The 26,342-nt window shown below is 37.0% G+C and carries 25 protein-coding genes; 19 read left to right on the top strand and 6 right to left on the bottom strand.

From position 1 onward, the window contains the following. Positions 1 to 278: 278 nt before the first annotated feature. The 10 genes from ACLBWE_RS00445 (at position 279) to putP (ending at position 10,335) form a co-directional block, all read left to right on the top strand. Positions 279 to 590, top strand: a complete 312-nt coding sequence (locus tag ACLBWE_RS00445) for an ArsR/SmtB family transcription factor (protein WP_002121379.1) — start codon at positions 279 to 281, stop codon at positions 588 to 590. A gap of 410 nt (positions 591 to 1,000) precedes the next feature. Next, positions 1,001 to 2,203 carry a serine/threonine transporter SstT gene (gene sstT, locus ACLBWE_RS00440; RefSeq protein ID WP_092705585.1) on the top strand — a complete coding sequence of 401 codons (1,203 nt, stop codon included), beginning with the start codon at positions 1,001 to 1,003 and terminating at the stop codon, positions 2,201 to 2,203. A gap of 5 nt (positions 2,204 to 2,208) precedes the next feature. Further along, a complete protein-coding gene (locus ACLBWE_RS00435) occupies positions 2,209 to 2,889 on the top strand; it encodes a YoaK family protein (RefSeq protein ID WP_003651433.1) in 681 nt (226 codons plus the stop codon). 3 nt (positions 2,890 to 2,892) lie between these two features. Then, the gene (locus ACLBWE_RS00430) at positions 2,893 to 3,429 is read left to right on the top strand and encodes a DUF2058 domain-containing protein (protein WP_447600467.1); all 537 of its coding nucleotides are present in this window, start codon (positions 2,893 to 2,895) and stop codon (positions 3,427 to 3,429) included. A gap of 366 nt (positions 3,430 to 3,795) precedes the next feature. Beyond that, a complete protein-coding gene (locus tag ACLBWE_RS00425) occupies positions 3,796 to 5,643 on the top strand; it encodes an ABC transporter ATP-binding protein (protein ID WP_447600465.1) in 1,848 nt (615 codons plus the stop codon). Next, positions 5,643 to 6,083 carry a MaoC family dehydratase gene (locus tag ACLBWE_RS00420; protein WP_199990628.1) on the top strand — a complete coding sequence of 147 codons (441 nt, stop codon included), beginning with the start codon at positions 5,643 to 5,645 and terminating at the stop codon, positions 6,081 to 6,083. Before ACLBWE_RS00425 ends, ACLBWE_RS00420 begins: the two co-directional genes overlap by 1 nt. A 107-nt stretch (positions 6,084 to 6,190) precedes the next feature. Beyond that, the gene (locus tag ACLBWE_RS00415) at positions 6,191 to 7,216 is read left to right on the top strand and encodes an AraC family transcriptional regulator (RefSeq protein ID WP_004642603.1); all 1,026 of its coding nucleotides are present in this window, start codon (positions 6,191 to 6,193) and stop codon (positions 7,214 to 7,216) included. Positions 7,217 to 7,253: 37 nt separating this feature from the next. Next, positions 7,254 to 7,628, top strand: coding sequence for a glycine cleavage system protein GcvH (gcvH, locus tag ACLBWE_RS00410; RefSeq protein ID WP_003651425.1), 375 nt, complete (start codon positions 7,254 to 7,256; stop codon positions 7,626 to 7,628). Positions 7,629 to 7,727: 99 nt separating this feature from the next. Further along, entirely contained in the window at positions 7,728 to 8,435 is a 708-nt protein-coding gene (locus tag ACLBWE_RS00405) for an SIR2 family NAD-dependent protein deacylase (protein ID WP_348949480.1), read from the top strand. A gap of 409 nt (positions 8,436 to 8,844) precedes the next feature. Further along, positions 8,845 to 10,335, top strand: coding sequence for a sodium/proline symporter PutP (gene putP / locus ACLBWE_RS00400; protein WP_045432757.1), 1,491 nt, complete (start codon positions 8,845 to 8,847; stop codon positions 10,333 to 10,335). A gap of 33 nt (positions 10,336 to 10,368) precedes the next feature. Here the strand turns inward: putP and ACLBWE_RS00395 are convergent, their stop codons facing one another. Next, on the bottom strand, positions 10,369 to 10,857 hold the full coding sequence (locus ACLBWE_RS00395) for an Lrp/AsnC ligand binding domain-containing protein (protein ID WP_003651419.1): 489 nt from the start codon (positions 10,855 to 10,857) through the stop codon (positions 10,369 to 10,371). Between the two features lie 125 nt (positions 10,858 to 10,982). Here ACLBWE_RS00395 and putA point away from each other — a divergent pair, with 125 nt between their 5' ends. From putA to ACLBWE_RS00375, 4 genes are all read left to right on the top strand, one after another. Next, a complete protein-coding gene (gene putA, locus ACLBWE_RS00390; RefSeq protein ID WP_447600460.1) occupies positions 10,983 to 14,735 on the top strand; it encodes a trifunctional transcriptional regulator/proline dehydrogenase/L-glutamate gamma-semialdehyde dehydrogenase in 3,753 nt (1,250 codons plus the stop codon). 104 nt (positions 14,736 to 14,839) lie between these two features. Continuing rightward, complete coding sequence (locus tag ACLBWE_RS00385) at positions 14,840 to 15,319, top strand: GrpB family protein (protein WP_447600458.1); 480 nt, start codon at positions 14,840 to 14,842, stop codon at positions 15,317 to 15,319. A gap of 98 nt (positions 15,320 to 15,417) precedes the next feature. Further along, the gene (trmA, locus tag ACLBWE_RS00380) at positions 15,418 to 16,503 is read left to right on the top strand and encodes a tRNA (uridine(54)-C5)-methyltransferase TrmA (protein ID WP_003651414.1); all 1,086 of its coding nucleotides are present in this window, start codon (positions 15,418 to 15,420) and stop codon (positions 16,501 to 16,503) included. A 249-nt stretch (positions 16,504 to 16,752) separates the two neighbouring features. Next, a complete protein-coding gene (locus ACLBWE_RS00375; RefSeq protein ID WP_003651412.1) occupies positions 16,753 to 16,983 on the top strand; it encodes a hypothetical protein in 231 nt (76 codons plus the stop codon). 35 nt (positions 16,984 to 17,018) lie between these two features. On the opposite strand, the gene ACLBWE_RS00370 is transcribed toward ACLBWE_RS00375, so the two are convergent. Then, positions 17,019 to 17,765, bottom strand: a complete 747-nt coding sequence (locus ACLBWE_RS00370) for a phosphodiester glycosidase family protein (RefSeq protein ID WP_447600455.1) — start codon at positions 17,763 to 17,765, stop codon at positions 17,019 to 17,021. Between the two features lie 194 nt (positions 17,766 to 17,959). Between ACLBWE_RS00370 and ACLBWE_RS00365 the strand changes: the two genes are divergently transcribed. Continuing rightward, positions 17,960 to 18,550, top strand: coding sequence for a lecithin retinol acyltransferase family protein (locus tag ACLBWE_RS00365; RefSeq protein ID WP_004642591.1), 591 nt, complete (start codon positions 17,960 to 17,962; stop codon positions 18,548 to 18,550). A 43-nt stretch (positions 18,551 to 18,593) separates the two neighbouring features. Here the strand turns inward: ACLBWE_RS00365 and ACLBWE_RS00360 are convergent, their stop codons facing one another. Then, positions 18,594 to 19,175 carry a YceI family protein gene (locus ACLBWE_RS00360; protein WP_005041161.1) on the bottom strand — a complete coding sequence of 194 codons (582 nt, stop codon included), beginning with the start codon at positions 19,173 to 19,175 and terminating at the stop codon, positions 18,594 to 18,596. A 218-nt stretch (positions 19,176 to 19,393) separates the two neighbouring features. Between ACLBWE_RS00360 and ACLBWE_RS00355 the strand changes: the two genes are divergently transcribed. Next, a complete protein-coding gene (locus ACLBWE_RS00355) occupies positions 19,394 to 19,801 on the top strand; it encodes an OsmC family protein (protein ID WP_017389479.1) in 408 nt (135 codons plus the stop codon). Positions 19,802 to 19,859: 58 nt separating this feature from the next. Here the strand turns inward: ACLBWE_RS00355 and tkt are convergent, their stop codons facing one another. Then, the gene (tkt, locus tag ACLBWE_RS00350; protein WP_133746192.1) at positions 19,860 to 21,848 is read right to left on the bottom strand and encodes a transketolase; all 1,989 of its coding nucleotides are present in this window, start codon (positions 21,846 to 21,848) and stop codon (positions 19,860 to 19,862) included. Between the two features lie 537 nt (positions 21,849 to 22,385). Between tkt and metK the strand changes: the two genes are divergently transcribed. Next, positions 22,386 to 23,552 (top strand): methionine adenosyltransferase, encoded by a 1,167-nt coding sequence (gene metK / locus ACLBWE_RS00345; protein WP_016138342.1) that lies wholly within the window; start codon positions 22,386 to 22,388, stop codon positions 23,550 to 23,552. Between the two features lie 123 nt (positions 23,553 to 23,675). Here the strand turns inward: metK and ACLBWE_RS00340 are convergent, their stop codons facing one another. Continuing rightward, the gene (locus ACLBWE_RS00340) at positions 23,676 to 23,924 is read right to left on the bottom strand and encodes a hypothetical protein (RefSeq protein WP_005041172.1); all 249 of its coding nucleotides are present in this window, start codon (positions 23,922 to 23,924) and stop codon (positions 23,676 to 23,678) included. A 258-nt stretch (positions 23,925 to 24,182) separates the two neighbouring features. Between ACLBWE_RS00340 and ACLBWE_RS00335 the strand changes: the two genes are divergently transcribed. Next, a complete protein-coding gene (locus tag ACLBWE_RS00335) occupies positions 24,183 to 24,377 on the top strand; it encodes a hypothetical protein (RefSeq protein ID WP_080026927.1) in 195 nt (64 codons plus the stop codon). A 61-nt stretch (positions 24,378 to 24,438) separates the two neighbouring features. Here the strand turns inward: ACLBWE_RS00335 and ACLBWE_RS00330 are convergent, their stop codons facing one another. Beyond that, positions 24,439 to 25,002, bottom strand: a complete 564-nt coding sequence (locus tag ACLBWE_RS00330) for an FxsA family protein (RefSeq protein ID WP_017390537.1) — start codon at positions 25,000 to 25,002, stop codon at positions 24,439 to 24,441. 496 nt (positions 25,003 to 25,498) lie between these two features. Here ACLBWE_RS00330 and blaOXA point away from each other — a divergent pair, with 496 nt between their 5' ends. After that, positions 25,499 to 26,320, top strand: a complete 822-nt coding sequence (gene blaOXA / locus ACLBWE_RS00325; RefSeq protein ID WP_348949495.1) for an OXA-213 family carbapenem-hydrolyzing class D beta-lactamase — start codon at positions 25,499 to 25,501, stop codon at positions 26,318 to 26,320. Positions 26,321 to 26,342 lie beyond the last annotated feature (22 nt).

Genomic DNA, 26,342 nt, shown 5'->3' with positions numbered 1-26,342 from the left:
CAAAGATAAATTAGATTTAACTATTTATCGGAATGAAATATGGCTTATTTCATGTTGACTTCAATTCACTTATACTTAACAATTAAACTTATAACACAATGCAACATTTTAAACACAAAAGAAATACAAACAACTGTTTTTAATTAAAAATACTACTTATTTATCAGTTCCCCTTATATTGCTTTTCAACAAAAACAATTGGATTGATTAGTTTTGCTACATTCATTTCAGTAAGATCAATCTATACTATGCCCGCTATATTGATATAGGTATAAAGTATGAAAGATGGACTCCAAATTGAAGAAATGAAAAATGCGGCTGATTCAGTCGTGGGAATTCTAAAATCTTTGGCTAATACAGATCGTTTATTAATTTTATGTCACTTAGCTTACGAGGAGCTAAATGTCTCACAGATTGAAGAGAAGACCCAAATTACACAGCCCACTCTTTCACAACAGCTTATGATGTTACGTAAAAGTGATGTTGTATCAACTCGTCGTGATGGCAAGCAAATTTTTTATTCTATTAAGGATGACAATATGCATTCAATTTTAAATACGCTTCATCAGCTGTACTGTGCAAGTAAATAATATTTTTAAATTATAATTTTATAATAATAGTAGTAATTTCCTGAAATATGCGATTTTTCAGCTTGAAAGCTTAGAGCCTAGTCGAAGCACAAAGTTTTGAAAATTCGCGTAGCTTTTCCAAAGCCTCACCGATGCCATTTAATCTGTTATCAATTTATTTCTTCGGAGTTCATTCGGCACTTTCACCCCTTTTGATATAATTCGTTTTCTTGACGAACAATTAACAAGCAAAGCCTCCAATAAAAAAAGTTAAAATTAAAAATTAACCAAAACTAAAACAATGACTTAATATTACCATCTACTATAAAAACGTCTAGTTGATATAAAAAAGCTTAAGATTCCCATAACTTAAGTATAAAATACTCCGCTTGTTCAACCTTTAGCCATGAATAGGTTAATAAGGTCTTTATATGCTTGAATTCTTTTCTCGATTAAGCTTGGTAGCCAAGATTATTATCGCCATTATTTTAGGTATTGGCGTTGCATTACTATTTCCAGACATTACGCCATATTTAAGTTTATTTGGTGAGCTTTTTATTAAAGCATTAAAATCTGTTGCCCCTATTTTAGTCTTTGTATTGGTACTCTCTTCTATTGCCAACTTTCAGGTAGGCCATAGTGCGAATTTACGTCCAATCATGATTTTATATGTGGTAGGTATGTTGCTTGCTGCTTTCACAGCTGTGATTGTTAGCCTTTCTTTTCCAAGCACTTTGTTCCTCAACACAGTTTCTCATAATGATTTGCAATCACCAGGAAGTTTAGCTGACATTCTGAAAAATTTGCTTTTAAGCTTTATTGCTAACCCTGTTCAAGCCATTAGCGAAGCAAACTTTATTGGTATTTTAGCTTGGGCAATTGGCCTTGGTTTAGCGATGCGCCATAGCTCAGACACTACAAAAGAAGTCATGCAAGATGTTGCACATGCTGTTAGTGCTATTATTCATAAAGTAATTGCTTTTGCACCTGTCGGTATTTTTGGTTTGGTTGCAGTGACTTTTGCAGATGCTGGTCTCGCAACGCTTGAAAGTTATGCGCAATTATTAGTAGTACTGTTAGGTACGATGTTCTTTGTTGCTTTAGTTATCAATCCAATTCTTGTTGCACTTACTATACGTGGGAACCCATACCCTCTCGTGTTTAAATGCCTTAAAGAAAGTGGGATTACTGCTTTCTTTACACGAAGCTCAGCAGCCAACATTCCAGTTAACTTAGATTTAGCAGAGCGTTTAGGTGTTAATCCATCTACAGCAAGTGTCTCTATTCCATTAGGTGCGACAGTAAATATGGCTGGTGCGGCAGTGACAATTACTGTACTCACACTAGCCACTGTTCATACGCTTGGAATTCATGTTGATTTTGCAACAATGCTCATCTTATCAGTTGTTGCTACAGTTTCAGCATGTGGTGCTTCTGGTGTAGCTGGCGGTTCTTTGCTTCTGATTCCAGTAGCTTGTAGTTTATTTGGCATTTCAACTGAAATTGCGATGCAAGTAGTGGCTATTGGTATGATTATCAGTGTATTGCAAGACTCTACAGAAACAGCGCTTAACTCTTCTACGGACGTTTTATTTACCGCAGCTGTAGATATTCGTTCCAAACAAGCTTCATAAACGAAATGCCATTTCAACGTCTACCAAACTGGTTCCAACTTGGGGCCTTTTTACTGGCATTCAATGCTGGAATGATTAATGTATTAGGGTTAATTACCCTTTTGCATCAATCAATTTCACACATGACTGGCAACGTTAGTATGCTAGCTATGAGTTTGGTAGAGTGGCAACCAGAACATATCATTTTCTTGCTTCTGGTGATCATTTGTTATGTTTGCGGTTCATTTTATAGTGGTTTTATTTTAGGCAGCAGCCATTTTCGTCTAGGTCGTCGCTATGGCTTACCTTTGAGTCTTGTTGCTTTATTCATTTTTCTTTGTTGGCTATTACTTCCTTATTTTCCACGCTATGGATTATTATGGGCTTGTACAGCGATGGGCCTACAAAATGCAATGGTTAGCCACTATAAAGGAACCATTATTCGAACTACCCATCTATCTGGCGTTTTAACAGATATTGGTTTAGCACTTGGATATAAAGCTAGAGGCTTACAGGTAGAAAACCGGCGTATAGTTTTACACTTACTCATTTTTGCGGGTTTTCTGCTGGGTGGAATTCTCGCCGCGCTGGTACATCCGCAATTAAAGTTACAAGCATTTTTACTGCCAGCAACTTTAAGCTTAGTCTTAAGTATTTCTTACTGGGTAGTTTACTTCTATAGCCCTTCAACTTCACATAAGGATTAAGTCATGGTTAAAAATGCCTTACAAGCACAGCTACTAAAAGCTGGGTTAGTGGATAATAAAAAAGCAAAAAAATTAACAAAACAAGCTCATCATGAACAACGTATCGGTCAAAGTAATGAGGCCGAAATCAAAGCAAATATTGAAAAAGCTCAACAAGAAAAGTTAGCTAAAGATCAGGCTTTAAACTTAGAAAAACAACAACAACTTGAGGAAAAAGCCCTCAAAGCGTCAATTATTCAAATGATTAAACATCATAAAATTTCAAATACTGATGGTGATAGTGTTTATCAATTTATTGATGAGAGTAAGATCAAGAAGATATATATTTCTCAGCAAGTATATAATGCCCTTGTTTCAGGCAGTCTAGTCATTGCTAAAGATCAAAATCAATATGCTTACTTACCTAAAGCATTAGCTGAAAAAATTGATCAGAAGATGAAAGGTTTTATTTTATTGAACAATGCTGAGTCCAATGAACAGATTACAGATGAAGAAGATCCATATGCAGCTTATGTTATTCCTGATGATTTAATGTGGTAAGACATACAAGGGCCTTTATAATGCAAATATAAAGGCCTTTTTCAAATGGGTTTAAAAAGTATTAATTTAACAATTGTTCAAAATAGTAAGAAAAATACTTAAAGAATAAATTCCTTCACCACTTTATCTATTAATCCCGATATAATAAATCATAATTTTTTAAGTCTTCGCGACATTCTTGAAGATTTCTTCAAGCATCCAAATTTACGTCATGTACGAATGAATGACGTACAACATAATCAGTTCATGTGTATTTGTGCATATTCAAAAGATCGAAAACCGAAGTGATATTGATCTAACTGACTTTTTTGTAAATTTAATTGCAAAGACTTAATGAAGTGGCTTTTGTCTTAAAGGTAGTAATTCATGCTGAAGTGGTTTGAAAAACTTGTAGATCCCTACCCAACAAAAGGTCTGGATGAACCTTTACCGACTCGTTTTTTTCCATTTGTCTGGCAAGCAACGGAAGGCTTACGCCCATACTTATTCTTACTTATTCTTTTTACAGCAGGTGCGGCAAGCTTTGAAGCCTTACTTTTTTCAAAGATTGGACAACTCGTAGACTGGTTAAGTAGTAGTCGCCCTGAAAGTTTTTTAAGTCAGCACACGACTGATTTACTACTTTTAATTGGTGTTTTATTTACCAATATCTTTTTTGTAAATATTCAATCTATTGTAAAACATCAGATTTTATATAGTACTTTTCCAATGCGTTTGCGTTGGCGTTTTCATAATCTTTTATTGAAACAAAGCTTAGATTTTTTCCATAACGACTTTGCTGGTCGACTTTCTGCAAAAGTTATGCAAACGGCTCTAGCCATTCGTGAATTCTGGATTATTTTGGGCGATATGTTGGCTTATGTCGCTATTTACTTTATTACCGTTAGTATTGTTCTGGGCTCAATTTCAACAATTTTGCTAATACCACTTTTAGTTTGGTTAACCTTATTCTTATTAAGTGCTTGGTTCTTTATTCCTCGTTTAAGTAAAGTATCTCAGCAGCAAGCCGATGCCAGATCAATTATGACTGGTCGCGTTACCGACGCTTATACCAACATTCAAACTGTTAAATTGTTTGCACATGCTGGACGTGAGAGCCAATATGCAAAAGCATCAATGAAAGAGTTTATGACAACAGTCTATGCTCAGATGCGTTTAGGCACTCTTTTTGAAATAAGTATCAACATGCTATCAGCCGTCTTATTTATTGGCGTTATTGGTACCTCAGTTTGGCTATGGACTCAAGGTTTAGCAGCATTAGGTGTAATTGCAGCGACTACTGCCATGATTTTAAAACTTAATAGTATGGCTGAGTTTATGATGTGGCATATGTCTGCATTATTTGAAAATGTTGGAACCATTCAAGATGGTATGCAAACATTAGGTAAAAAAATTAATATTCAAGACAAACCTGATGCAAAAACACTTGAAGTAAGCCAAGGTGAGATTGTATTTAAAGATGTTAGCTTTGCTTATAACAATAAAAATGTGATTAATCACTTCAACTTAAAAATTAAAGCTGGTGAAAAGATAGGAATTGTTGGACGTTCTGGAGCAGGCAAATCTACGCTTATTCAGTTGCTTTTACATTTTTATCATCTTAAGCAAGGTGCAATTTTAATTGATGGGCAAAATATTGAAGATGTGACTCAAGATAGTCTAAGAGCGAATATTGCCTTAGTAACACAAGATACGTCTTTATTACATCGCTCAGTGGCTGAAAATATTAAGTATGGACGTCCAGATGCATCTGATGCCGATATGAAAAATGCTGTAAAGAAAGCAAAAGCCGCCGAATTTATACCTCAATTGGTAGATTTAAAGGGTCATAATGGATATGACGCTCAAGTAGGTGAACGTGGTGTAAAACTTTCTGGTGGTCAAAGACAACGTATTGCTATTGCACGTGTATTTTTAAAAGATGCCCCTATTCTCATTTTAGATGAAGCCACTAGTGCATTAGATTCAGAAGTTGAAGCAGCTATCCAGTCAAGTTTAAATGACCTTATGGTTGATAAAACTGTTATTGCAATTGCACACCGATTATCTACTATTGCACAAATGGATCGTTTAATTGTTCTTGATGAAGGTCAAATTGCTGAACAAGGAACACATGAAGAGTTAATTGCGCAAAATGGAATATATGCCCAATTATGGAAACGTCAAACAGGCGGCTTCCTAATTGAACAAAAAGTTTTACAGGGTCAAGATTAATGCTTTATTTAGAAGATTTGAAAATTGGTGATCGTTTTATTAGTCGTGAGTATGAAATCACCTTAGATGAAATCAAAAAATTTGCAAATTCCTATGACCCTCAAACATTTCACATAGATGAAGAGCAAGCTAAGCATGATCCTATTTTTCAAGGGATTGCTGCCAGTGGTTGGCACACTTCTGCCATCACTATGCGTTTATGGACCGAATGCATGCCTATTCATGGAGGCTTGATAGGTTCAGAATCTAGTTTGCGGTGGCCACGCCCCACTCGACCGGGTGATAGAATTCATGTTGAAACTGAAATTTCAGCTATCACCCCATCCAAAACAAAATTAGATCGTGGTATTGTAAGTTACGTTACACAAGCCTTAAATCAGCATGGGGATGTCTTACTTATTTCAACAACAAAAATTGTTGTCTTTAAAAAGAATGTTTAAAAATGGTTGATATGATTGTCTAACAGTTTTTATAAACTCAGATTATATTTCATGACAAGATGTGTAAGAAATGCATGTGAAAAATTGATGAGAGCAATGGAACGCATATGAAAATTACCTCAGCTCGTCAAGATCAGGGTATTCCGGGTGTCTATGGCTTATTGCTATTAGATGTCGTTTCACGTTGGGGATACAACGACGAAACATTATTTGCTCCATTTCATCTTACAAGCGAGCAACTGGCTGACCCTGACTATCGTATTTCTACACCTGTAGCAAATGAACTGGTTAAACACGCTCTTAAACTAACTGGTGAAACTACTTTGGGTTACCATCTTGGTACTCAAATGCGTATTTCAATTCATGGTTTCATTGGCTATGCAATTATGACAGCCAAAGATATTACAGAAGCAATTGCACTCGCAGCACGCTTTATTCAGCTACGCTTGCCCTTTTTACAATTATATTTCTCAACTTTTGGACCCAAAGCGACCTTACAATTACAGTGTGATATTGAACTTGAGCCTTTACGTACAGAAATCGTTTTAGGTTTAACCATTGGTATCATGAGCATGGCGAAAGCTATGACTGGCATTGAAGATTTAGCTGGAGATGTAGACTTAGATTTTCCAGAGCCAGAAGGTTTTGACAAATATAAAAATAAACTAAGCAGCACAATTCGCTTTAACCAACCACATTTAATTTCAAGTTTTGATAAAAAGTATTTAGGACTTAAATTAGTCAACGCCGACCCTATTGCAAGTCAAGTTGCGATTAACCAATGTGAAGCTGAACTTTCTGCTTTGGGTGAGCGCCGACGTTTAGCAATGCGAGTTCGTGATATTTTAAGTAATTCTGAACAGCATTACTTAAGCATAGAAAATGTAGCAGAATGCTTACATATGTCGGACCGCACACTTAAACGTCAATTGGCAGCAGAAGGAACTTCCTTTTCTACATTAGTTGATGAAGTACGCTATCGACATGCAACATCTTTGCTTTCGCGTACAGATTATAGTCTTGAACAGATTGCAGATGAACTTGGCTATTCGGACGTTGCAAATTTTAGCCGTGCTTTTAAACGCTGGAGTGGCCGCAGCCCAAGCAACTGGCGTAAAGACCCATACTTATAATGTTTAAAACTATTGGACACAAGCTTAAGGAGTTACCATGAATCACCCTTCGGAACTGAAGTATGCACGTACACATGAGTGGGTAAAAATTGAAGGTGATCTTGTTATTACAGGGATTACTGACCACGCACAAGATGAGCTTGGCGATTTGGTGTATGTCGAAACTCCTGAAGTTGGTAGTCAAGTTACAGCTGGCGAACAAGCTGGAGTTGTTGAATCAGTGAAAACTGCTTCAGATATCCATGCTCCTGTTTCAGGCACTGTAGTAGAAGTAAATACTGACCTTGAAGATGATCCTGATTTTGTAAATGACGATCCATACGGCAAAGGCTGGATTTATAAAATCAAACCAGACAATATTGCAGATGTTGAAAAACTTTTAACAAATGCAGAATATGAAGCTGGCCTATAAGATAGGTATAGTTTTCAAGATTTAATAAAAACCAGTTTAGATTTAGACTGGTTTTTTTCTTTGTTTATGCAGTTAATTTAAAATCAGTTATCTGATTCGGTGACCTATATGACAAAACTTGTTGTATTCTCTGGCGCGGGTATGAGTGCCGAAAGTGGAATTAGCACTTTTCGTGACAGTAATGGTCTATGGGAAAATTATGACATTCAGCAAGTTGCCACACCTGAAGCATGGCAAAAGAACCCTGCTTTAGTTCAACGCTTTTATAATGAAAGACGCAAAAATATTTTAGAATCTCAACCTAATCAAGCTCATCAATATATTTCTAAACTACAAGATTATTTTGAAGTACAAGTTATTACTCAAAACATTGATGATTTGCATGAACGCGCAGGAAGTTCCAACGTTTTACATTTGCATGGAAACATTCGGTTAGCAAAAAGCTCGGGGCCAAAGGCACAATTCACAACTCAGTTTTATGACATTAACGGTTGGAAATTAGATTTAGAACACGACCTTTGCCCAGATGGATATCCTCTTCGTCCACATGTTGTTTGGTTTGGTGAAGCTGTACCTGCTTATGAAGAAGCAATTAGAGTCGTGCAAAGTGCAGACATTTTTATTGTAATCGGGTCGACATTAAGCGTATATCCTGTTGCAGGTTTAGTGCATGAAATTGCAGCTCAATGTAAAGCTTACTATATAGACCCCAAAGCAGATCATGTGCGTGTTCCCCAACAATACGAATTGTTAAAGATGTCAGCTACTCAAGGAATGCATGAACTTTTTAAGAATTTAACCAATTGACTCCTATTTTTAAGTACAAAATCAATTTAATTTGAATAAAAATTATTATTTTTTGGACAAAATTTTGTCAAATTTTCTAACTTTGTTCTAATTTCGCACAATAAAATTTTTCCCTCCACTCACTTTGTAACTAAAAATAGAGTTATTTTTTTAAAAAATTTATTCTTCTCAAGAAAATTAAAAAAAACAGAATATTAAAAAATTATAAGTAAATGATTAATAATGTATTTTTTAGATTGTAATTTAAATTACACTGGTTTACACAAAGATACAAAAATATAATATAAAAATAACAGAGCAAAAAAATTCTTTTGTGGTTGAATCTCAACCTCTTGAATGCCGTACAAGAAAACAGCGACCTGGATTAGGTTACAATCACGGATTATGGATATAAGGACACACATCCATCATGAGTTATTTTGATCCCACCCTCATCATGTTTATGGTGTACATCGTAGCAATGGTACTTATTGGCTTATTTGCCTACCGTGCTACAAGCGACTTCTCAGATTATATTCTTGGTGGTCGTAGTTTAGGCAGTTTCGTTACTGCGTTATCCGCAGGCGCATCAGACATGAGTGGCTGGCTACTCATGGGCTTACCAGGAGCAATTTATCTTTCTGGTTTATCTGAAGCTTGGATTGCAATTGGTCTTATTATCGGTGCTTGGCTTAACTGGCTACTGGTTGCTGGTCGATTACGCGTTCATACTGAAATTCAAAACAATGCATTAACTTTGCCAGATTATTTTACAAGCCGTTTTGATGACCAGAAAAAAGTACTTCGTATTTTCTCTGCCGTTATCATCTTGGTTTTCTTCGCTATTTACTGTGCTTCAGGCATGGTGGCGGGCGCCCGTTTATTTGAAAATTTATTCGGTATGTCATACAACACTGCAATTTGGCTTAGTGCTATTGCGACCATCAGTTATGTTTGTATCGGTGGATTCTTAGCAATTAGCTGGACTGATACATTCCAAGCTGGATTGATGATTTTTGCCCTGATATTAACGCCAATCGTGACTTACCTTGCGATCGGGGACACAACTCATTTTGTTACCCTCATTGAGACTGCACGTCCGCATGCATTTAATCTCATCTCAGATTTTGGCGTGGTAGCAGTTTTATCCTCCATGGCGTGGGGTCTTGGTTACTTCGGTCAACCACACATCCTTGTGCGTTTCATGGCGGCTGATTCAGTAAAATCTATTCCTGCTGCACGCCGTATCGGTATGACATGGATGATTTTATGCTTAATGGGTGCTGTAGGCGCTGGTTTCTTCGGTATTGCTTATTTTGAGCAACACCCTGAATTAGCGGCAGTTGTGAGCAAAAACCCTGAAACTGTCTTTATGGAATTGACTAAAATTTTATTCAATCCATGGATTGTAGGTATCATTTTGGCTGCAATTTTAGCTGCTGTTATGAGCACGTTAAGCTGTCAACTTTTGGTATGTTCAAGTGCTTTAACTGAAGATTTATACAAAGGTTTCTTTCGTAAAAATGCATCTCAAAAAGAACTTGTATGGGTTGGCCGTGTAATGGTTCTTGTCATTGCTGTTCTTGCCATTGCTCTTGCAGGTAACCCAGACAGTAAGGTTCTTGGTCTTGTTGCTTATGCATGGGCTGGCTTCGGTGCAGCGTTTGGTCCGCTTATCATCTTGTCATTGTTCTGGAAACGTATGAATTTACAAGGTGCTTTAGCGGGTATGATCGTTGGTGCAGTTGTGGTTATTGGCTGGAAAAATCTTTTCGCAGACACTGGTGTTTACGAAATTATTCCTGGCTTTATCCTTGCATTTATCAGCATCGTTGTTGTGAGTCTTTTAACTAAAGCGCCAAATACGACAGTAACTGGACGCTTTGAACAAGCAGATAAACTCTACAAAGAAAGCGTATAATCCATCTAAATAAACTAAGGGGCTTCGGCCCCTTTATTTATTTTTAGTTTTGATTTTAATTTTTGAAGTATCCTTCACAACTTGCATCACTGGGTAACTACGGGTTTCTTTTACCCCAGGTAACTGCCATAACACTTGCCCTGCAATACGTCTAAACTCTTCCATACTGGCACTTCGTAATTTAATTAAAAAATCGAAGCCCCCACTGACCATATGGCACTCAACAATTTCCGGATAATGCACCACAGCATCAATAAACTCATCTAAAACATTAGGTGTCGTTTTATCCAGTAATACTTCAACAAACACCAAAAAATTAGCATTTAACTTAACAGGGTTTAACTTAGCCTCATATCCCAAGATGAATTCATCCTTCGTTAGCTTTTGGACTCGTGCCATCACAGCAGTTGGAGATAAATTCACAAGTTCGGCTAATTTACTGTTTGAAATACGCCCATCTGTTTGAAGAATATCCAAAATTTTTAAATCAGTGCGATCAAGGCTTAATAATGGGCCATTCATCTGAATTTTCCTCTAAAAAATTGGATAAATATAGTGAGTTATTCGGTGTTTCTTCTGTAATGATAAATTATCTAAACCTCTCTACTCAAGATAAATAGTACGAGAGCTAGTTGGCGGAAACAGATATGAATACAATGGATACTTTTCATCAAATGGATAAATCTCACCAAGGCTATATCACCGAATTCAACGATAAAAGTGAGTTTGAACAACGCATTAATACAGCTTGGCGTCGTGCTGAACCAGAAGCTGTAGAAGAGCTATTACAAGCTGCCGCGGTATCTGATGATTTAGATCATAAAATTTATGACCTTGCCTTTAATCTTGCCCATAACTTACGTGAACGTAAAACCTCTTCAGGTAAAGCAGGTATTGTTCAAGGGTTACTACAAGAATTCTCCCTTTCTTCACAAGAAGGCGTGGCTTTAATGTGTCTTGCTGAAGCTTTGCTTCGTATTCCAGACTCAGCAACACGTGATTTACTTATTCGAGATAAAATCAATCAAGGCAACTGGAAAGAACACGTTGGCCAAAGCAGCTTAATGTTTGTAAATGCTGCTGCATGGGGTCTCATGTTAACTGGTAAGCTCATGGAAACACCAAAGCAAACTAGTCTTTCAAGTGTACTTACTGGCCTTTTAGCACGTAGTGGCCGTGGCATTATTCGTAAAGCAGTCGATGTTGCAATGCGTATGATGGGTGAACAGTTTGTTACTGGTGAAACCATTGAAGAAGCTGTAGACCATGCAAAAGTACTTGAAGACAAAGGTTTCCGCTATTCTTACGACATGTTGGGTGAAGCTGCTCTAACCGAACATGATGCTGAACGTTACTTCAATGATTATACGCAAGCTATCCATGCAATTGGCAAAGCGTCTAACGGTAAAGGCGTTTATGATGGCCCAGGTATCTCAATTAAGCTTTCTGCTTTACACCCTCGCTATCAACGCGCGCAAATTGAACGTGTTCATCAAGAACTTTATGGCAAAGTATTTGAACTCGCTCTTTTAGCTAAAAAGTACAATATTGGTTTAAATATCGATGCAGAAGAATCAGAACGTTTAGAAATTTCTCTTGAGTTACTTGAACGTCTTTGCTTCGAACCAGAACTTGCAAACTGGAAAGGCATTGGTTTCGTTATTCAAGCGTACCAAAAACGCTGTTTCTTCGTAGTTGATTATATTATCGATCTTGCTAAACGCAGCCAAAAGCGTCTCATGATCCGTCTTGTGAAAGGTGCGTATTGGGATAGCGAAATCAAGAAAGCACAAATCGAAGGTATGGATGACTATCCTGTCTTCACTCGTAAGGTGCATACGGATTTATCTTATATCGCTTGTGCTAAAAAATTACTTGCAGCACCAGAGTTCATCTATCCGCAATTTGCAACTCATAATGCTCAAACGTTAGCAACAATCTATCATTTGGCTGACCCAAGCAAATATTATGCTGGTCAGTACGAGTTCCAATGCCTACATGGTATGGGTGAGCCACTTTATGAACAAGTTGTTGGCCCACGTGAACAAAATAAATTAGGCGTACCATGCCGTATTTATGCTCCTGTTGGTAACCATGAAACTTTGTTGGCTTACTTAGTTCGCCGTTTACTTGAAAATGGTGCAAATACTTCATTTGTTAACCGTATTGCCGATAAAACACTTAAAGTTGAAGATCTGATTCAGTCTCCAATTTACGATATTCGCAATGCAGCCAAACTTGAAGGTTCAGTTGGCTTAAAACACCCATCTATTCCGTTACCTTTAGACATGTATGGCTCGCTCCGTAAAAACTCTAAAGGATATGATTTAGCTAATGATGCTCCACTTGAAGCTTTAGACAGCACAGCTCAACAACTGCGTAGTCGTATTTGGCAAAGCTATCCATTATTGGCAGATAACGGTTCTTTAGAACAAGGTAATTCTGTTGCAATTACAAACCCAGCACAAAATGATGAAATTGTTGGGCATGTACAAGAAGCTGATCTAAAGCATGTAGAAGTTGCACTTAATGCAGCTGAACAAACTCAGTCTGAATGGGCTAATACACCTAAAGATCAACGTGCTCAATACTTAAAACGTGCAGCTGACCTGATGGAAAGCCGTATTGAAGAGTTAATGGTATTGCTTTGCCGTGAAAGTGGTAAAACCTATGCCAATGCGATTGCTGAAGTTCGTGAAGCTGTAGATTTCTTACGTTACTACGCAACTCAAGTTGAGAACCTTCCAGCTAATACAATCATTCAGCCTTTAGGTACTGTACTTTGCATTAGCCCATGGAACTTCCCTCTTGCGATTTTCTCAGGCCAAATCGCGGCTGCATTAGTCAGCGGTAACTGTGTTATTGCTAAACCTGCCGAACAGACTCCATTAATTGCAGCTCAAGCAGTGCAAATTTTATGGGAAGCTGGTATTCCTCATGGCGCTGTGCAGTTATTGCCAGGTCGTGGTGAAACAGTTGGAGCTCAACTCAGCCAAGATAGCCGTATCGATGGCATCATGTTTACAGGTTCAACTGAAGTTGCAAAAATTTTACAGAAGACTGTTGCAAAACGTTTATCTGAAAATGGCCAGTCAATTCCCCTCATTGCAGAAACTGGTGGTCAAAATGCAATGATTGTGGACTCATCTGCATTAACTGAACAAGTCGTACTTGATGTTGTAAGTTCAGCTTTTGATAGCGCTGGTCAACGTTGCTCTGCTTTACGTATTTTATGTGTACAAGAAGACAGTGCTGCAACAGTTATTAAAATGCTTAAAGGTGCAATGCAACAGTTGAGCGTAGGTAACCCTGCGATTTTAAAAACTGATATTGGTCCTGTTATTGATGTTGAAGCAAAACAGACGATTGATCAGCACATCCAAAAAATGAAGTCTAAGGGCTATCCAGTACATCAGCTAATGTTTGGCGCAACGAGCCAAAATGAATTAGATAAAGGAACTTTTGTTGTACCAACAGCAATTGAGTTACCTAACCTTGATGATTTACAACGTGAAGTCTTTGGTCCAGTTTTACACATCATTACCTATAAGTATGGCGAGCTTGAGCAACTCATCTCGCGAATTAATGCCAAAGGTTATGGTTTAACAATGGGTTTACACACCCGTATTGATCAAACGATCCAAACAGTGATTCAACATGCTGAAGTTGGTAACCTTTATATCAACCGAAATATTGTTGGTGCTGTTGTTGGTGTTCAACCATTTGGTGGTGAAGGTTTATCTGGTACAGGTCCAAAAGCTGGTGGTCCGCTTTACATGTATCGCTTAATGCAACATTGTTCAAATAAAGTATTGGCAACACCATTTGCCATGAAAAATGAACAAACTGCTTTTGAAGGCTTTAACCGAGAGGTTTATCAGAGCTTACAAAATTGGGCGAAACAGCATTTACCGCAAGCAAATCACGAAATTGAACCATTTGGTGTTGGTAAGTTTTATGAGTTACAAGGTCCTACCGGAGAAAGTAACCAATATATTATTCTGCCGCGTCACCGTGTTCTTTCAATCGCTGACACAGAACAAAATCAGTTGCATCAATTGCTCGCAATTTTTGCAGTTGGTAGCCAAGCTGCGGTAATGCCAAATAGTCCATTATTGGCAAAATATAAACAAACCTTGCCGAAAGATGTGCTTGCCGCAATTACTACGGTTAAAAACATTAGTTCAGATGATTTTGATGCAGTTTTACATCATGGTAACCGCGAAGAAATCTTCTCATTACAGCAAGAAGTTGCTACTCGTTCTGGTGCAATTGTGGGTATTACACATGTTGAGCCAAATGAGACTATTCCACTTGAACGTTTAGTAATTGAACGTGCAATTAGTGTGAATACAGCTGCGGCTGGTGGTAACGCAAGCTTAATGACAATGTCTGATTAATACGTAAGTTTCTAAAAAAGCCCAAATCTAGCATTTGGGCTTTTTTATTTAATAAAGTAATCTTTTCTTAAATATATAAATTTTATCAATTCGAGATTCTAATAATGATTTTTTTAGAACCAGAACAATATCAACAAAAATGCGCTCATCTTTTTAATTTATACCAAAAAGATATTTCCAAACTACTACCATTTGCCAAAATTGAGCATATTGGTTCATCTTCAATACCGAATGCAATTTCAAAGGGTGATTTAGATATTTATATTGAAGTTAAGCCTGATCAGTTCGAATTCGCAATCGAACAATTAAAAAGGCTAAACTTTATAGAAAAACAAAACACGCTGAGAACACATGAACTTTGTATGCTTGAGTCACTCAATAACGATGATGTTGCTTTTCAAATTGTAGTCACAGGTTCAAAGCTCACATTTTTCTTAACATTTAGAAATAAGCTTATCGCCTCTCCAGCACTGGTCGATGAATATAATCAATTAAAATTACAGTGTAGTCATTTAGATCACGATCAATATAGAGCAATAAAATCAGAATTTATTAGCCGTGTATTAAATCAACCTAAGGTTTAGCTACGTGTCGGTATTGATATCTAGCTAAAATTGGCTCCTGTAAGCCCGTTTTTTTTGATACCATTCACTATTTGATTCTGTCTAAATTTTCTTTGTCTATGACCTCTTCTTATCATCAACAACTTCAAACTAAAATTGACCGCATTACTGCCCAATTTTCTGAATTTACTCCACCTACATTAGAAGTGTTTGAGTCACCTGAACAACATTTCCGTATGCGTGCTGAGTTTCGTATCTGGCATACAGAAAATGACATGTTCTATGCCATGTTTGAACGTAACGATGATGACAAACAAAAAACCGTTTTACGCATTGATGAATTCCCCATTGCAGACCAAAGCATTAATGATTTAATGCCAAAACTTCTGGAAGAGCTCAAAGCAGAACCTAAGCTTTCTAGCCGTTTATTTGAAGCTGATTTTCTTGCAACACTTAGCGGGGAAATGTTAGTTACATTAATCTATCACCGTAAGCTTGATCAAGAATGGGAACAAGCAGCTAAAGCGCTTGCTGAGAAGTTAGACATTAAGATTATGGGTCGTAGTCGTGGTCAAAAAATTATTATTGGCGATGACTTTGTCGTAGAAGAATTTGAACTTTTAAATCGTTCATTTAAATACAAACAAATCGAAAGTAGTTTTACTCAGCCTAACGCACAAGTTTGCAAAAAAATGCTGCAATGGGCGTGTGATGCAGCTGAAGGATCGAAAAAACACTTATTAGAACTTTATTGTGGTAATGGTAACTTTACTCTACCTCTTTCTTTAAAGTTTGAACGTGTTCTAGCAACAGAACTTGCGAAATCTTCCGTTTATGCTGCTCAATGGAATATCGAGCAAAACCAGATTGATAATATTCAAGTAGCCCGTCTTTCAGCTGAAGAATTTACTCAAGCCTATCAGGGTGAACGCGAATTCCGCCGCTTACAAGAAGCGAATATTGATATCCAAAGTTATGACTTTGATACCGTATTTGTTGATCCCCCACGCGCAGGGATTGATGATGAAACTTTAAAACTTTTACAAGGTTTTGAACGTATTATCTACATTTCATGTAACCCAGATACACTGTATGAGAACCTAAAAATATTAGGTTTAACTCATCGTATTACCAAGTTTGCATTATTCGATCAGTTCCCATATACACATCATGTTGAGTCAGGTGTATTACTTGAGAAGATTTAAACAAAATCTTTCATTGTAAATTTAAAATCAAAGGAGGTTACATACCTCCTTATTTTTTAATGTTTTTTTATTTAACTATTTAGATTTTCAAAAAATATCAAGTCATCTATCCGTCATAATTTCGTTTAACTCACGCATTCCTATCGAAAATTCTCGAGTTCAATTGGTGGATTTATCACTTATAGAGACTTGTATTTTATTTTAAATTGGCTATATTTCGAGCTATGTTAGATTGTATATGAAGGCTCTATGAGTTTTTGGCAAAAGCTGTTCTTAGCAGATCAACAGCATAACGAGCATAAAAACCAAACTGCTTGTGTTGAAAATGACTGCTCATGTAAAACAAATGAACAACTTCTAAGTGCTCTTGCACTAGCAACAGATGAAGATGTCATTAAGGGAATAAAAAAAGTTCTTATTTCCCGTGGTTATAGCCGAAAAGAGTTAAATGAACTCACTCAAAAACCATCTATCCATTAATTAAAAAGCCAGTCTTGTACTGGCTTTTTTATATTTCACTTTAATCTACACTCTGTCTGATCTACCCAACCAACAATTGGTCCCATTTCAAATTGTTGATCATTACGCTTGTCTTTTTGAACATATAAACTAGAAATAGAACCATCAAGATATAAAGCCTGCTCCACCCTAAGATTTCTTTGAAAAAACTGAGCAAACTTGTAAAAACTCACGCTATTCTTCGATATTACAAAGTAGAGGTTATTATTTCTAATACCGACTCCATTACGAATTTTATTTGATTGAGAATCTGGTAAAAAAAGGGAATTTATCTTTCCATCAATCACTAACATCGGGCCTGATTGTGTCGCATAATCAACGTCGAAATCTCGTCGACTATATTGCTGCGTTGTTAAAATAAATGCCTGTTTTTTATTCCAACTTAACACCCCATTAGGCTGTAAAAAGAAATTTCCCAATCCTTTACTTTTATTTAGTGGCTGAATCACCTTAGCTCGTTCAACATACAGCCCTACTGGAGAAAATCCCGGATGGAACATCCCAGCATTCATTGCAAAAGAAAGTCGCTCACATTGCTTTAAATGTTCCTGAACATTGTTAAAGCTTTTGTAATACTGCTGATTATTAGAATTCTTAAGGAACAAGCGCAACTGTTTTAAATTGCTAATTGAAACCACATCATATTGGTCGCCTTCCGCTGTTTTAACTTGCTGGTGTTCTATCGCATAGACAGACTGAATCAGAAGCCCATATATAGTTAAGCACCACATCAACCATTTCATTTAATACCACCAGACATGACATTTTTTCTTCATATTAAATCTTTAAATTAGATACAATAAATACAATTATAATTGGATATGTACCAAACTCATCCATTCGACGTAATCAATACACTCCACATTGCTAATATTGGTTATAATGATGAGCAGCTTTTCAATAAAAGCCTTTTACACTTTATTGGATCAGCGTAAGCATGCAACAACCAAATAAGCGCTACCCTTTAGGGGCTCATCTCATCGTAAGGCATCTCGGCTATAGCCATCATGGTATATACGCAGGGAGAGGTCGAGTCATCCATTATTCAGGCTTAGCGCATTTCATCAAAAAACGCCCCATTGAAATTACCTCAATAGATGCATTCTCGCATGGAAAAAAAATACATGTTCGCTCTTATGACACGCCACGCTATAAAGGAAGAGCTGTCGTGCGCCGAATGCGTTCACGTATGCATGAAAACCACTACCATCTAATTATTAATAACTGTGAACATTTATGTAGTTGGGCAATTACCGGAATCGAAAGTAGCACCCAAGTTGAACGTATGATGCATCGATTAACGACCATTGGTTATGTAAGTTCAATCATGAGCTATATGAATGGGATGATGCTCACTGTTGCAACGACATGTTTTGCTCTTGTTCTTTATATTAAAAAGAAATTGCGTGATCAGGCAAAAATGAAGGTCCCTACTTATCAATTTCTCAGAGAAAAATCTGAAAAAAGGAATATTGATCCTTCAGTCCCTTTAGTCTTTATAGATCCAGACAAAAAAGAACCAATATAATAAAAAAGCCCTCAAATATGAGGGCTTTTAGAAAACTTAAAACTTATTTTTTATCAACTTTTGCTTCAGTCGTAATGTTTACAGTGATCTTATCACCAACGTTCGGAACGTAATTACCTAAACCAAAGTCAGAACGCTTGAATGAAGTAGTAGCATTAAAACCAATCGCTGGAACTTTTGCCATTGGGTGTTCGCCCTGCTTGTTTAAAACAGCATCAAGTACAACAGGCTTAGTTACACCTTTAACAGTTAAGTCACCAGTAATTTTAAAGTGCTTTTTGTCTTTAGTTTCAACTTTAGTACTTTTAAACGTAATGTTTGGATATTTAGCTGCATTAAACCAAGCTTCTTCTTGGAACTCTTTATCTAAAGCAGGAACATTTGTATTTACACTGCTTAAAGGAATAGTCACATTAACAGATGAATTTGCTGGTTTAGCATTATCAACTTTAATTACACCTTGGATATCCGAGAAGTTAGCGCTTGGAGTAGAGAAACCAAAGTGATTCCACGAGAAAACAGTAGCTGTATGTGTAGGATCAATTTTGTAGTCCACTGGCGCAGCTAAAGTAACTGAACTAGCCAATGCTACTGCCAAACCAAAGCTTAGTGTTTTAAGATGCATTTTTCGTATCCTTTATTGATATAGTCGTTAGTGTATACATCAAGTAATTTAATTCACTATTCTTTATAAAACGATATGTTTCATCCATGCAACAATAAAAGCGTTACAGTTATTATTTAAAAACAATATTATAAGATATCGGTGTTGTCATACCGTTTCCGAACTCTGAAATTAATTCGTTTTTACTTCGATTTTATTGATCAATAACAAGGTAAAACATGGCTAATACTGCTCAAGCACAAAGTACTTCCACTCCATATCGAGTAACTCTGACCGATCCTTCGGGTCACCAATGGTTTGCTGATGAGCCTACAGACAAAGGTGGTCTAGATACTGCTCCAAACCCAGTTCAAATCTTACTGTCTGCTTTAGGTGCTTGCACTACCATCACATTAGAGATGTATGCGAATCTTAAAGGTATCAAGATTGATCATGTTCAAGTGGACTTAGCATTAAACCCGAATGGCGATCCAGAGAAAGGCCAAAATAATATTGAACGCAAAATCACACTCAAAGGTGAATTCAGTGAAGATCAACACAAGCGTTTATTAAAAGTTGCCGAGAACTGCCCCATTCATAAGTTACTCACTTCTCAAATTAATATTCAAACCGAACTTAGCATTTAACCTTTCAAATATAAAAAAGCGCTCCCTAATGGAGCGCTTTTTTAAACTACTTCAATATTTACGCAGTTAATTCTTTTACTGCTGCAACAACAGCTTCAGTTGTAATACCAAAGAATTGGAACAAATCTTTTGCTGGTGCAGATTCACCATAAGTTGTCATACCAATTACTTTGCCATCAAGACCAACAAACTTCCACCAGTAGTCAACATGAGCAGCTTCAACTGCAACACGCGCACGGATATGAGCTGGTAATACAGCTTCACGATATGCAGCGTCTTGTTTCATAAATTCTTCTGCACATGGCATAGAAACTACACGCACACCGTCAAGTTGAGCATAAGCTTCCATTGCTAAAGAAATTTCAGAACCAGTTGCAATAATAATTGCTTTTAATTCGCCTTTTTCTTGAGCAAGAACATAACCACCTTTTGCAACATTTTGAATTTGTTCTTCAGAACGTGTTTGGAATGGTAAGTTTTGACGAGAGAAAATGAGTGCTGTAGGGCCATCTTTACGCTCTAAAGCAGATTTCCATGCAGTAGCAGTTTCTACAGTATCAGCAGGACGCCATGTATTTAGGTTAGGTGTACCACGTAAAGAAGCAATTTGTTCGATTGGTTGATGAGTTGGACCATCTTCACCCAAACCAATTGAGTCATGTGTATAAACATGAATTACACGTTGTTTCATCAATGCAGACATACGTACTGCATTACGCGCATATTCCATAAACATTAAGAATGTTGCAACGTAAGGAACGAAACCACCATGTAATGCAACGCCATTGGCAATTGCAGTCATACCGAACTCACGTACGCCATAATATACGTAGTTACCAGCTGGGTTCTCTTGAATACCTTGGCAACCTTTCCAAAGCGTTAAGTTAGAACCAGCCAAGTCAGCAGAACCACCTAGCAATTCAGGCAATAAAGGACCAAATGCTTGTAATGTGTTTTGGCTTGCTTTACGTGTTGCGATTGTCTCGCCTTTCGCATTTGTTTCACGAATGAATGCATCTGCTTGCGCTGCAAATTCAGCTGGTAAATCACCGCTAATACGACGAAGTAACTCAGCTGCTTCAGTTGGATATTTTGCTTGATACTGTGCAAATACCGCATCCCAAGCTGCTTCAGATTCAGTACCTTTTGCTTTCGCATCCCATGCAGCATATACATCAGCAGGAATAACGAATGCTTCTTCTTTCCAGCCTAATGCTTCACGAGTTAAAGTAATCTCATCTTTACCTAATGGCGCACCATGACAGTCTTCTTTACCTTGTTTATTTGGTGAACCTAAACCAATAATGGTTTTACACATAATAATGGTTGGTTTTTGAGTTTCAGCTTTTGCTTCGATTGTTGCTTGACGAATCGCATCAGCATCATGACCATCTACACGAAGAACTTGCCAACCATAGGCTTTAAAACGCTCTTCCGTATCATCGCTGAACCAGCCTTCTACTTCACCATCAATTGAAATGCCATTGTCATCATAATAAGCAATCAATTTACCAAGTTGTAAAGTACCAGCTAAAGAACATACTTCGTGAGAAATACCTTCCATTAAACAGCCATCACCTAAGAAACAGTAAGTGAAATGGTCTACAACTTTTAAATCATCTTTATTGAACTGGGCAGCTAAAGTCTTTTCTGCCAATGCAAAACCAACAGCATTAGCAATACCTTGACCTAAAGGACCAGTCGTTGTTTCGATACCTGGTGCATAACCATATTCAGGGTGACCAGGAGTTTTTGAATGTAATTGACGGAACTGTTTTAAATCTTCAATTGAAAGATCATAACCTGTTAAATGAAGCAAAGCGTATTGCAACATTGAACCATGCCCGTTTGATAAAACGAAACGGTCGCGGTTTGCCCATTGTGGATTAGTTGGGTTGTGATTTAAAAACTCGCGCCAGACGACGTCAGCAATATCTGCCATCCCCATTGGAGCACCAGGATGCCCTGAGTTTGCCTGTTGCACAGCATCCATTGCCAATACACGAATTGCATTTGCAATACGACGTTCGTTTAAAGGGGTCGCCATAAGATCAGAATCCAATTTTAATAGATTGATGAAAAGAAGAAGATGAATAACAATTCAATGCCGCTATATTGTCTTAAAAAAAAGGCTGAGGGTAAACCCCAACATAGTATATTTCTTTATTTTTAACCGTTTCTTGGTTACACAAAAAACATTTGCACCTTTAAGTTATACAAAACAGTGCTCATTTCTTAAATACTACTCCAATATGCGAGCAGGCAGTTCTATTAGACTTTGATATATAGATAAAATATTGTGAAATCTCTATCTAGATCGATCATGTTTCTTTTCTTTAAAATCCGACTTATAAGACATCATCTTTTTGTTAAACCATATGTCTAAAAAACGTACTAACAACAAATTATTAAAATACTAATACTTTAAACAAATACTCTTTATATCAATTTTACTAATACACTTATCAATTAAAACACAGTATAAATGAAACAAATTCATGCTTTTTGGTCAGTATGAACTGGTCCTCAAGCTCAAGTCGATGTAACATATTATGTCTTTTGAAATAACCAAGATAGGACTTTCATGCGCGAGTACGCTGTTTTTACCTCGGAATCTGTAAGCGAAGGTCATCCTGATAAAATGGCCGACCAAATTAGCGACGCTATTTTGGATGCAATCTTAAAAGAAGACCCATACGCACGTGTTGCTTGTGAAACACTGGTAAAAACAGGCGCTGTTGTACTTGCTGGTGAAGTAACAACGACTGCTAATATTGATGTTGAAGCTGTTGTTCGTAATACCGTTAACGGTATTGGATACCACCACTCTGATCTTGGCTTTGATGGATCAACATGTGCTGTAATCAATATGATTGGTAAACAATCACCAGAGATTGCACAAGGTGTAGACCGTCAAAAACCTGAAGATCAAGGTGCCGGTGACCAAGGTTTGATGTTCGGTTATGCAAGCCGTGAAACAGACGTGTTAATGCCTGCTCCGATTTCTTATGCTCACCGTTTAATGGAACGTCAGGCTGAACTTCGTCGCTCAGGCGCACTTCCATGGTTACGCCCAGATGCAAAAAGCCAAGTTACTTTTGCATATGAAAATGGCAAGCCTGTACGTCTAGATGCAGTCGTTTTGTCTACTCAACATGATCCTGAAATTACTCAAAGCCAGCTTAAAGAAGCGATCATTGAGGAAATTATCAAGCCGATCATTCCTGCTGAAATGTTCCATGCTGCTACTAAATTCCACATTAACCCGACTGGCATGTTCGTTATTGGCGGACCTGTGGGTGACTGTGGTTTAACAGGCCGTAAAATTATTGTTGATACATACGGTGGTATGGCTCGTCACGGCGGTGGTGCTTTCTCTGGTAAAGATCCATCTAAAGTTGACCGTTCTGCTGCATATGCAGGTCGTTATGTTGCAAAAAATATTGTAGCAGCTGGTCTTGCTGACAAATGTGAAATTCAGGTGAGTTACGCAATTGGTGTAGCGGAACCTACTTCAATTTCAATTAATACATTTGGTACAGCAAAAGTTTCTGATGAGTTGATTATTCAACTTGTACGTGATCATTTCGATTTAAGACCGTTTGGTATTACTCGTATGCTGGATCTTATTCAGCCAATGTATAAACAAACTGCGGCTTATGGCCACTTTGGTCGCGAAGGATCAGATACTGCATTTACATGGGAAAAAACTGATAAAGTTGAAGCTCTTAAAGATGCTGCTGGCCTCTAATAGAATTTCATAAAAAAGCCCGCCAATGAGCGGGCTTTTTTACAATTCAAATTTCATAGTATGTAGGGTTTACTCTTCTAGCAACCATCCTTGATGCCATATCATTTGTATCTGTGAACAAAATTATTGTCTTGTCGTTTTATCATCCTGATTTAGCACATCAAGTATTGTTGACTGTGTAGGAGTATCTTGATGGTTCTGTACATATATATGGACAACTTTAAATACGACGACAACCGCTAGACAAGCCATCACACAAAATATCCACAAACCATACGGGCTTCGAATATGCTGCGAACCACAATATGGACATGATTTATCAGTTGATGCCACAACTTTGTCGCAACACGCACAATGGTATTGATATAGCATAGGTAACCCTCCTTCCCTCATTTCAACCGTTGTTGTTTTAATAGGTTTGCTACATTTTTAATTTATACATCCTTTATATTTATCCTATGTGAAATGAAAAGATAATTCAATCTGAATGAACAATTGAGTCAATTAAAAAATATTATTAAAATACAAAAAGATAAGTTAAATATTATTTTTTTGGCACTATTTTTCTTATTTTGATATTTTGTCAAATTTGCTAAAATAAGCGAATAATCTCACATTTTAGGTCAATGCATGTCAGATACACAGCTCATTAATAAAGGTGGCTTTCGCGAAAGAGCCAACCGAAGTCGAGGTTATCAACAATCTGAAAACAAGCAAACTGCTCTACCTTCAAATAAATATCAACCGCAGTCGAAACCACAAGAAGAAACTAAATTAGAAATGGATGATATTGATTCATCGAGTTCAGATTGCCAGAATAAATAATAATTTAAGAATAAAAAAAAGCTTAAACCCATGAGGTTTAAGCTTTTTCATAATACACTTATTAATCTTTATTTTTATGCTCTATTTTTTTGTGGTCTGGGGTAACGTCTCGCGCTTCACCATCGATAATATTTGAATCATGGTATTGGCCTTGACCACCACCCTGCTGGTTCTGCATATCTTGCATTTGACGCATTAAATCAGCAAATGGGTTTTGTCCCGAAGCATTACCGCCCATACCACCCATCATTTTATTCATCATAGCTTGCTGGCGTTTTGCAAGAGTTCTCATCGCTATATTACGAAATGCGGTTTGAACACCAGGAATCAAAATTAAAACAGCCAAAACATCTGATACAAGACCCGGCAACATTAATAAGAAACCTGCAAAAGCATAAGCAAGTTTTTTAGTTACTGTTGGATCACTACCTAGCTGGCCTGTCATCTGCATTTGCTGTAATTGAGGCATAATACCGGCAGTACTTCTGCGAATAAGCCCCAAACCAATAAAGAAAGCAATAATGAACCAAAAGAACACATACCATCCACTGATGAACTGTGCTACGCCAATCCATACGGCAATTTCAACAATCGCGCCCAGAACTACAATAAGAAGTAAATTCATGTAAAACTTTATCTATCTCAAAAAGAAAATTCATTGCAGTTTTATTTGACCTAACCTTATCTAAGTTGCAAATAAGAATTAAGCATTCCTCTTAGCTCTAATTGTTCTGTCTAATTTCTAAAAATTAACAAAAACTATCGCATCAGCAAGAGTCTGCAATACTGGAGTACATTTGATTTTAACTCGATAAAAACAAACATGCTTTATTATTAATGAGTGCTGTATCAACTTTATCAAGTGCCACTTCAATCAGATTTTAATTTTTTTACTCTATTTAACTGAGAATTCGTTCAAAAAAGCACTTCTTTAGTCAAATAAAGTCTTATTTGCTTAGCAAAGTTATGAGCATTCCTTTGTTTATGCGTTACTTTTAGAGGACTTTAAAAGCAATACCGATATATCAACCTTACTAGATAGCTTACATTTTAGCTATCTAAAGACAGTTCTATTCAAGTTAAATTAATTAGCAATACTTTAAATTAAACTTAGTCAGATTATGTATAAAAAAGCCCTTATCGTTGCAACAAGTATCCTATTTTTATCCGCCTGTTCTTCTAATTCAGTAAAACAACATCAAATACACTCTATTTCTGCCAATAAAAATTCAGAAGAAATTAAATCACTGTTTGATCAGGCACAAACCACGGGTGTTTTGGTGATTAAGCGAGGACAAACAGAAGAAATTTATGGCAATGATCTTAAAAGAGCATCAACCGCCTATGTTCCCGCCTCTACCTTTAAAATGTTAAATGCTTTAATTGGACTTGAACATCATAAGGCAACTGCAACTGAAGTATTTAAATGGGATGGGCAGAAACGTTTATTTCCTGATTGGGAAAAGGACATGACACTGGGTGATGCCATGAAAGCTTCTGCAATCCCAGTTTACCAAGAATTAGCCCGACGAATTGGTCTGGATCTTATGTCTAAAGAGGTAAAGCGAATTGGTTTCGGTAATGCTAACATTGGCTCAAAAGTAGATGATTTCTGGCTTGTTGGTCCTCTAAAAATTACACCTCAACAAGAAACCCAATTTGCTTATCAATTAGCCCATAAAATGCTTCCATTTAGTAAAGATGTACAAGAACAAGTTCAATCAATGGTGTTCATAGAAGAAAAAAATGGACGTAAAATTTATGCAAAAAGCGGTTGGGGATGGGATATTGAGCCACAAGTTGGTTGGTTAACAGGCTGGGTCGTTCAACCACAAGGAGAAATTGTGGCATTCTCACTTAATTTAGAAATGAAAAAAGGAACTCCTAGCTCTATTCGCAAAGAAATTGCTTATAAAGGCTTAGAACAACTGGGTATCTTATAAGTTGAACTCTATAGCCCAAGCA

The sequence above is a fragment of the Acinetobacter sp. M5A5_2a genome, from assembly GCF_053345265.1.
The sequence above is the reverse complement of the archived record's forward strand: the minus strand, read 5'-3'. Positions and strand labels throughout refer to the sequence as shown.

What these genes read in the sequence shown, in the direction of transcription:
- blaOXA (WP_348949495.1), top strand. Translation starts at nt 25,499, where the DNA reads ATGTATAAAAAAGCCCTTATCGTTGCAACAAGTATCCTATTTTTATCC.
- ACLBWE_RS00385 (WP_447600458.1), top strand. Translation starts at nt 14,840, where the DNA reads ATGATTTTTTTAGAACCAGAACAATATCAACAAAAATGCGCTCATCTT.
- ACLBWE_RS00375 (WP_003651412.1), top strand. Translation starts at nt 16,753, where the DNA reads ATGAGTTTTTGGCAAAAGCTGTTCTTAGCAGATCAACAGCATAACGAG.
- ACLBWE_RS00340 (WP_005041172.1), bottom strand. Translation starts at nt 23,924, where the DNA reads ATGCTATATCAATACCATTGTGCGTGTTGCGACAAAGTTGTGGCATCA.
- metK (WP_016138342.1), top strand. Translation starts at nt 22,386, where the DNA reads ATGCGCGAGTACGCTGTTTTTACCTCGGAATCTGTAAGCGAAGGTCAT.
- ACLBWE_RS00360 (WP_005041161.1), bottom strand. Translation starts at nt 19,175, where the DNA reads ATGCATCTTAAAACACTAAGCTTTGGTTTGGCAGTAGCATTGGCTAGT.
- ACLBWE_RS00395 (WP_003651419.1), bottom strand. Translation starts at nt 10,857, where the DNA reads ATGAATGGCCCATTATTAAGCCTTGATCGCACTGATTTAAAAATTTTG.
- ACLBWE_RS00415 (WP_004642603.1), top strand. Translation starts at nt 6,191, where the DNA reads ATGAAAATTACCTCAGCTCGTCAAGATCAGGGTATTCCGGGTGTCTAT.
- gcvH (WP_003651425.1), top strand. Translation starts at nt 7,254, where the DNA reads ATGAATCACCCTTCGGAACTGAAGTATGCACGTACACATGAGTGGGTA.
- putP (WP_045432757.1), top strand. Translation starts at nt 8,845, where the DNA reads ATGAGTTATTTTGATCCCACCCTCATCATGTTTATGGTGTACATCGTA.
- ACLBWE_RS00430 (WP_447600467.1), top strand. Translation starts at nt 2,893, where the DNA reads ATGGTTAAAAATGCCTTACAAGCACAGCTACTAAAAGCTGGGTTAGTG.
- ACLBWE_RS00425 (WP_447600465.1), top strand. Translation starts at nt 3,796, where the DNA reads ATGCTGAAGTGGTTTGAAAAACTTGTAGATCCCTACCCAACAAAAGGT.
- ACLBWE_RS00370 (WP_447600455.1), bottom strand. Translation starts at nt 17,765, where the DNA reads ATGAAATGGTTGATGTGGTGCTTAACTATATATGGGCTTCTGATTCAG.
- ACLBWE_RS00365 (WP_004642591.1), top strand. Translation starts at nt 17,960, where the DNA reads ATGCAACAACCAAATAAGCGCTACCCTTTAGGGGCTCATCTCATCGTA.
- trmA (WP_003651414.1), top strand. Translation starts at nt 15,418, where the DNA reads ATGACCTCTTCTTATCATCAACAACTTCAAACTAAAATTGACCGCATT.
- ACLBWE_RS00435 (WP_003651433.1), top strand. Translation starts at nt 2,209, where the DNA reads ATGCCATTTCAACGTCTACCAAACTGGTTCCAACTTGGGGCCTTTTTA.
- putA (WP_447600460.1), top strand. Translation starts at nt 10,983, where the DNA reads ATGAATACAATGGATACTTTTCATCAAATGGATAAATCTCACCAAGGC.
- ACLBWE_RS00420 (WP_199990628.1), top strand. Translation starts at nt 5,643, where the DNA reads ATGCTTTATTTAGAAGATTTGAAAATTGGTGATCGTTTTATTAGTCGT.
- ACLBWE_RS00445 (WP_002121379.1), top strand. Translation starts at nt 279, where the DNA reads ATGAAAGATGGACTCCAAATTGAAGAAATGAAAAATGCGGCTGATTCA.
- sstT (WP_092705585.1), top strand. Translation starts at nt 1,001, where the DNA reads ATGCTTGAATTCTTTTCTCGATTAAGCTTGGTAGCCAAGATTATTATC.
- ACLBWE_RS00330 (WP_017390537.1), bottom strand. Translation starts at nt 25,002, where the DNA reads ATGAATTTACTTCTTATTGTAGTTCTGGGCGCGATTGTTGAAATTGCC.
- ACLBWE_RS00355 (WP_017389479.1), top strand. Translation starts at nt 19,394, where the DNA reads ATGGCTAATACTGCTCAAGCACAAAGTACTTCCACTCCATATCGAGTA.
- ACLBWE_RS00335 (WP_080026927.1), top strand. Translation starts at nt 24,183, where the DNA reads ATGTCAGATACACAGCTCATTAATAAAGGTGGCTTTCGCGAAAGAGCC.
- tkt (WP_133746192.1), bottom strand. Translation starts at nt 21,848, where the DNA reads ATGGCGACCCCTTTAAACGAACGTCGTATTGCAAATGCAATTCGTGTA.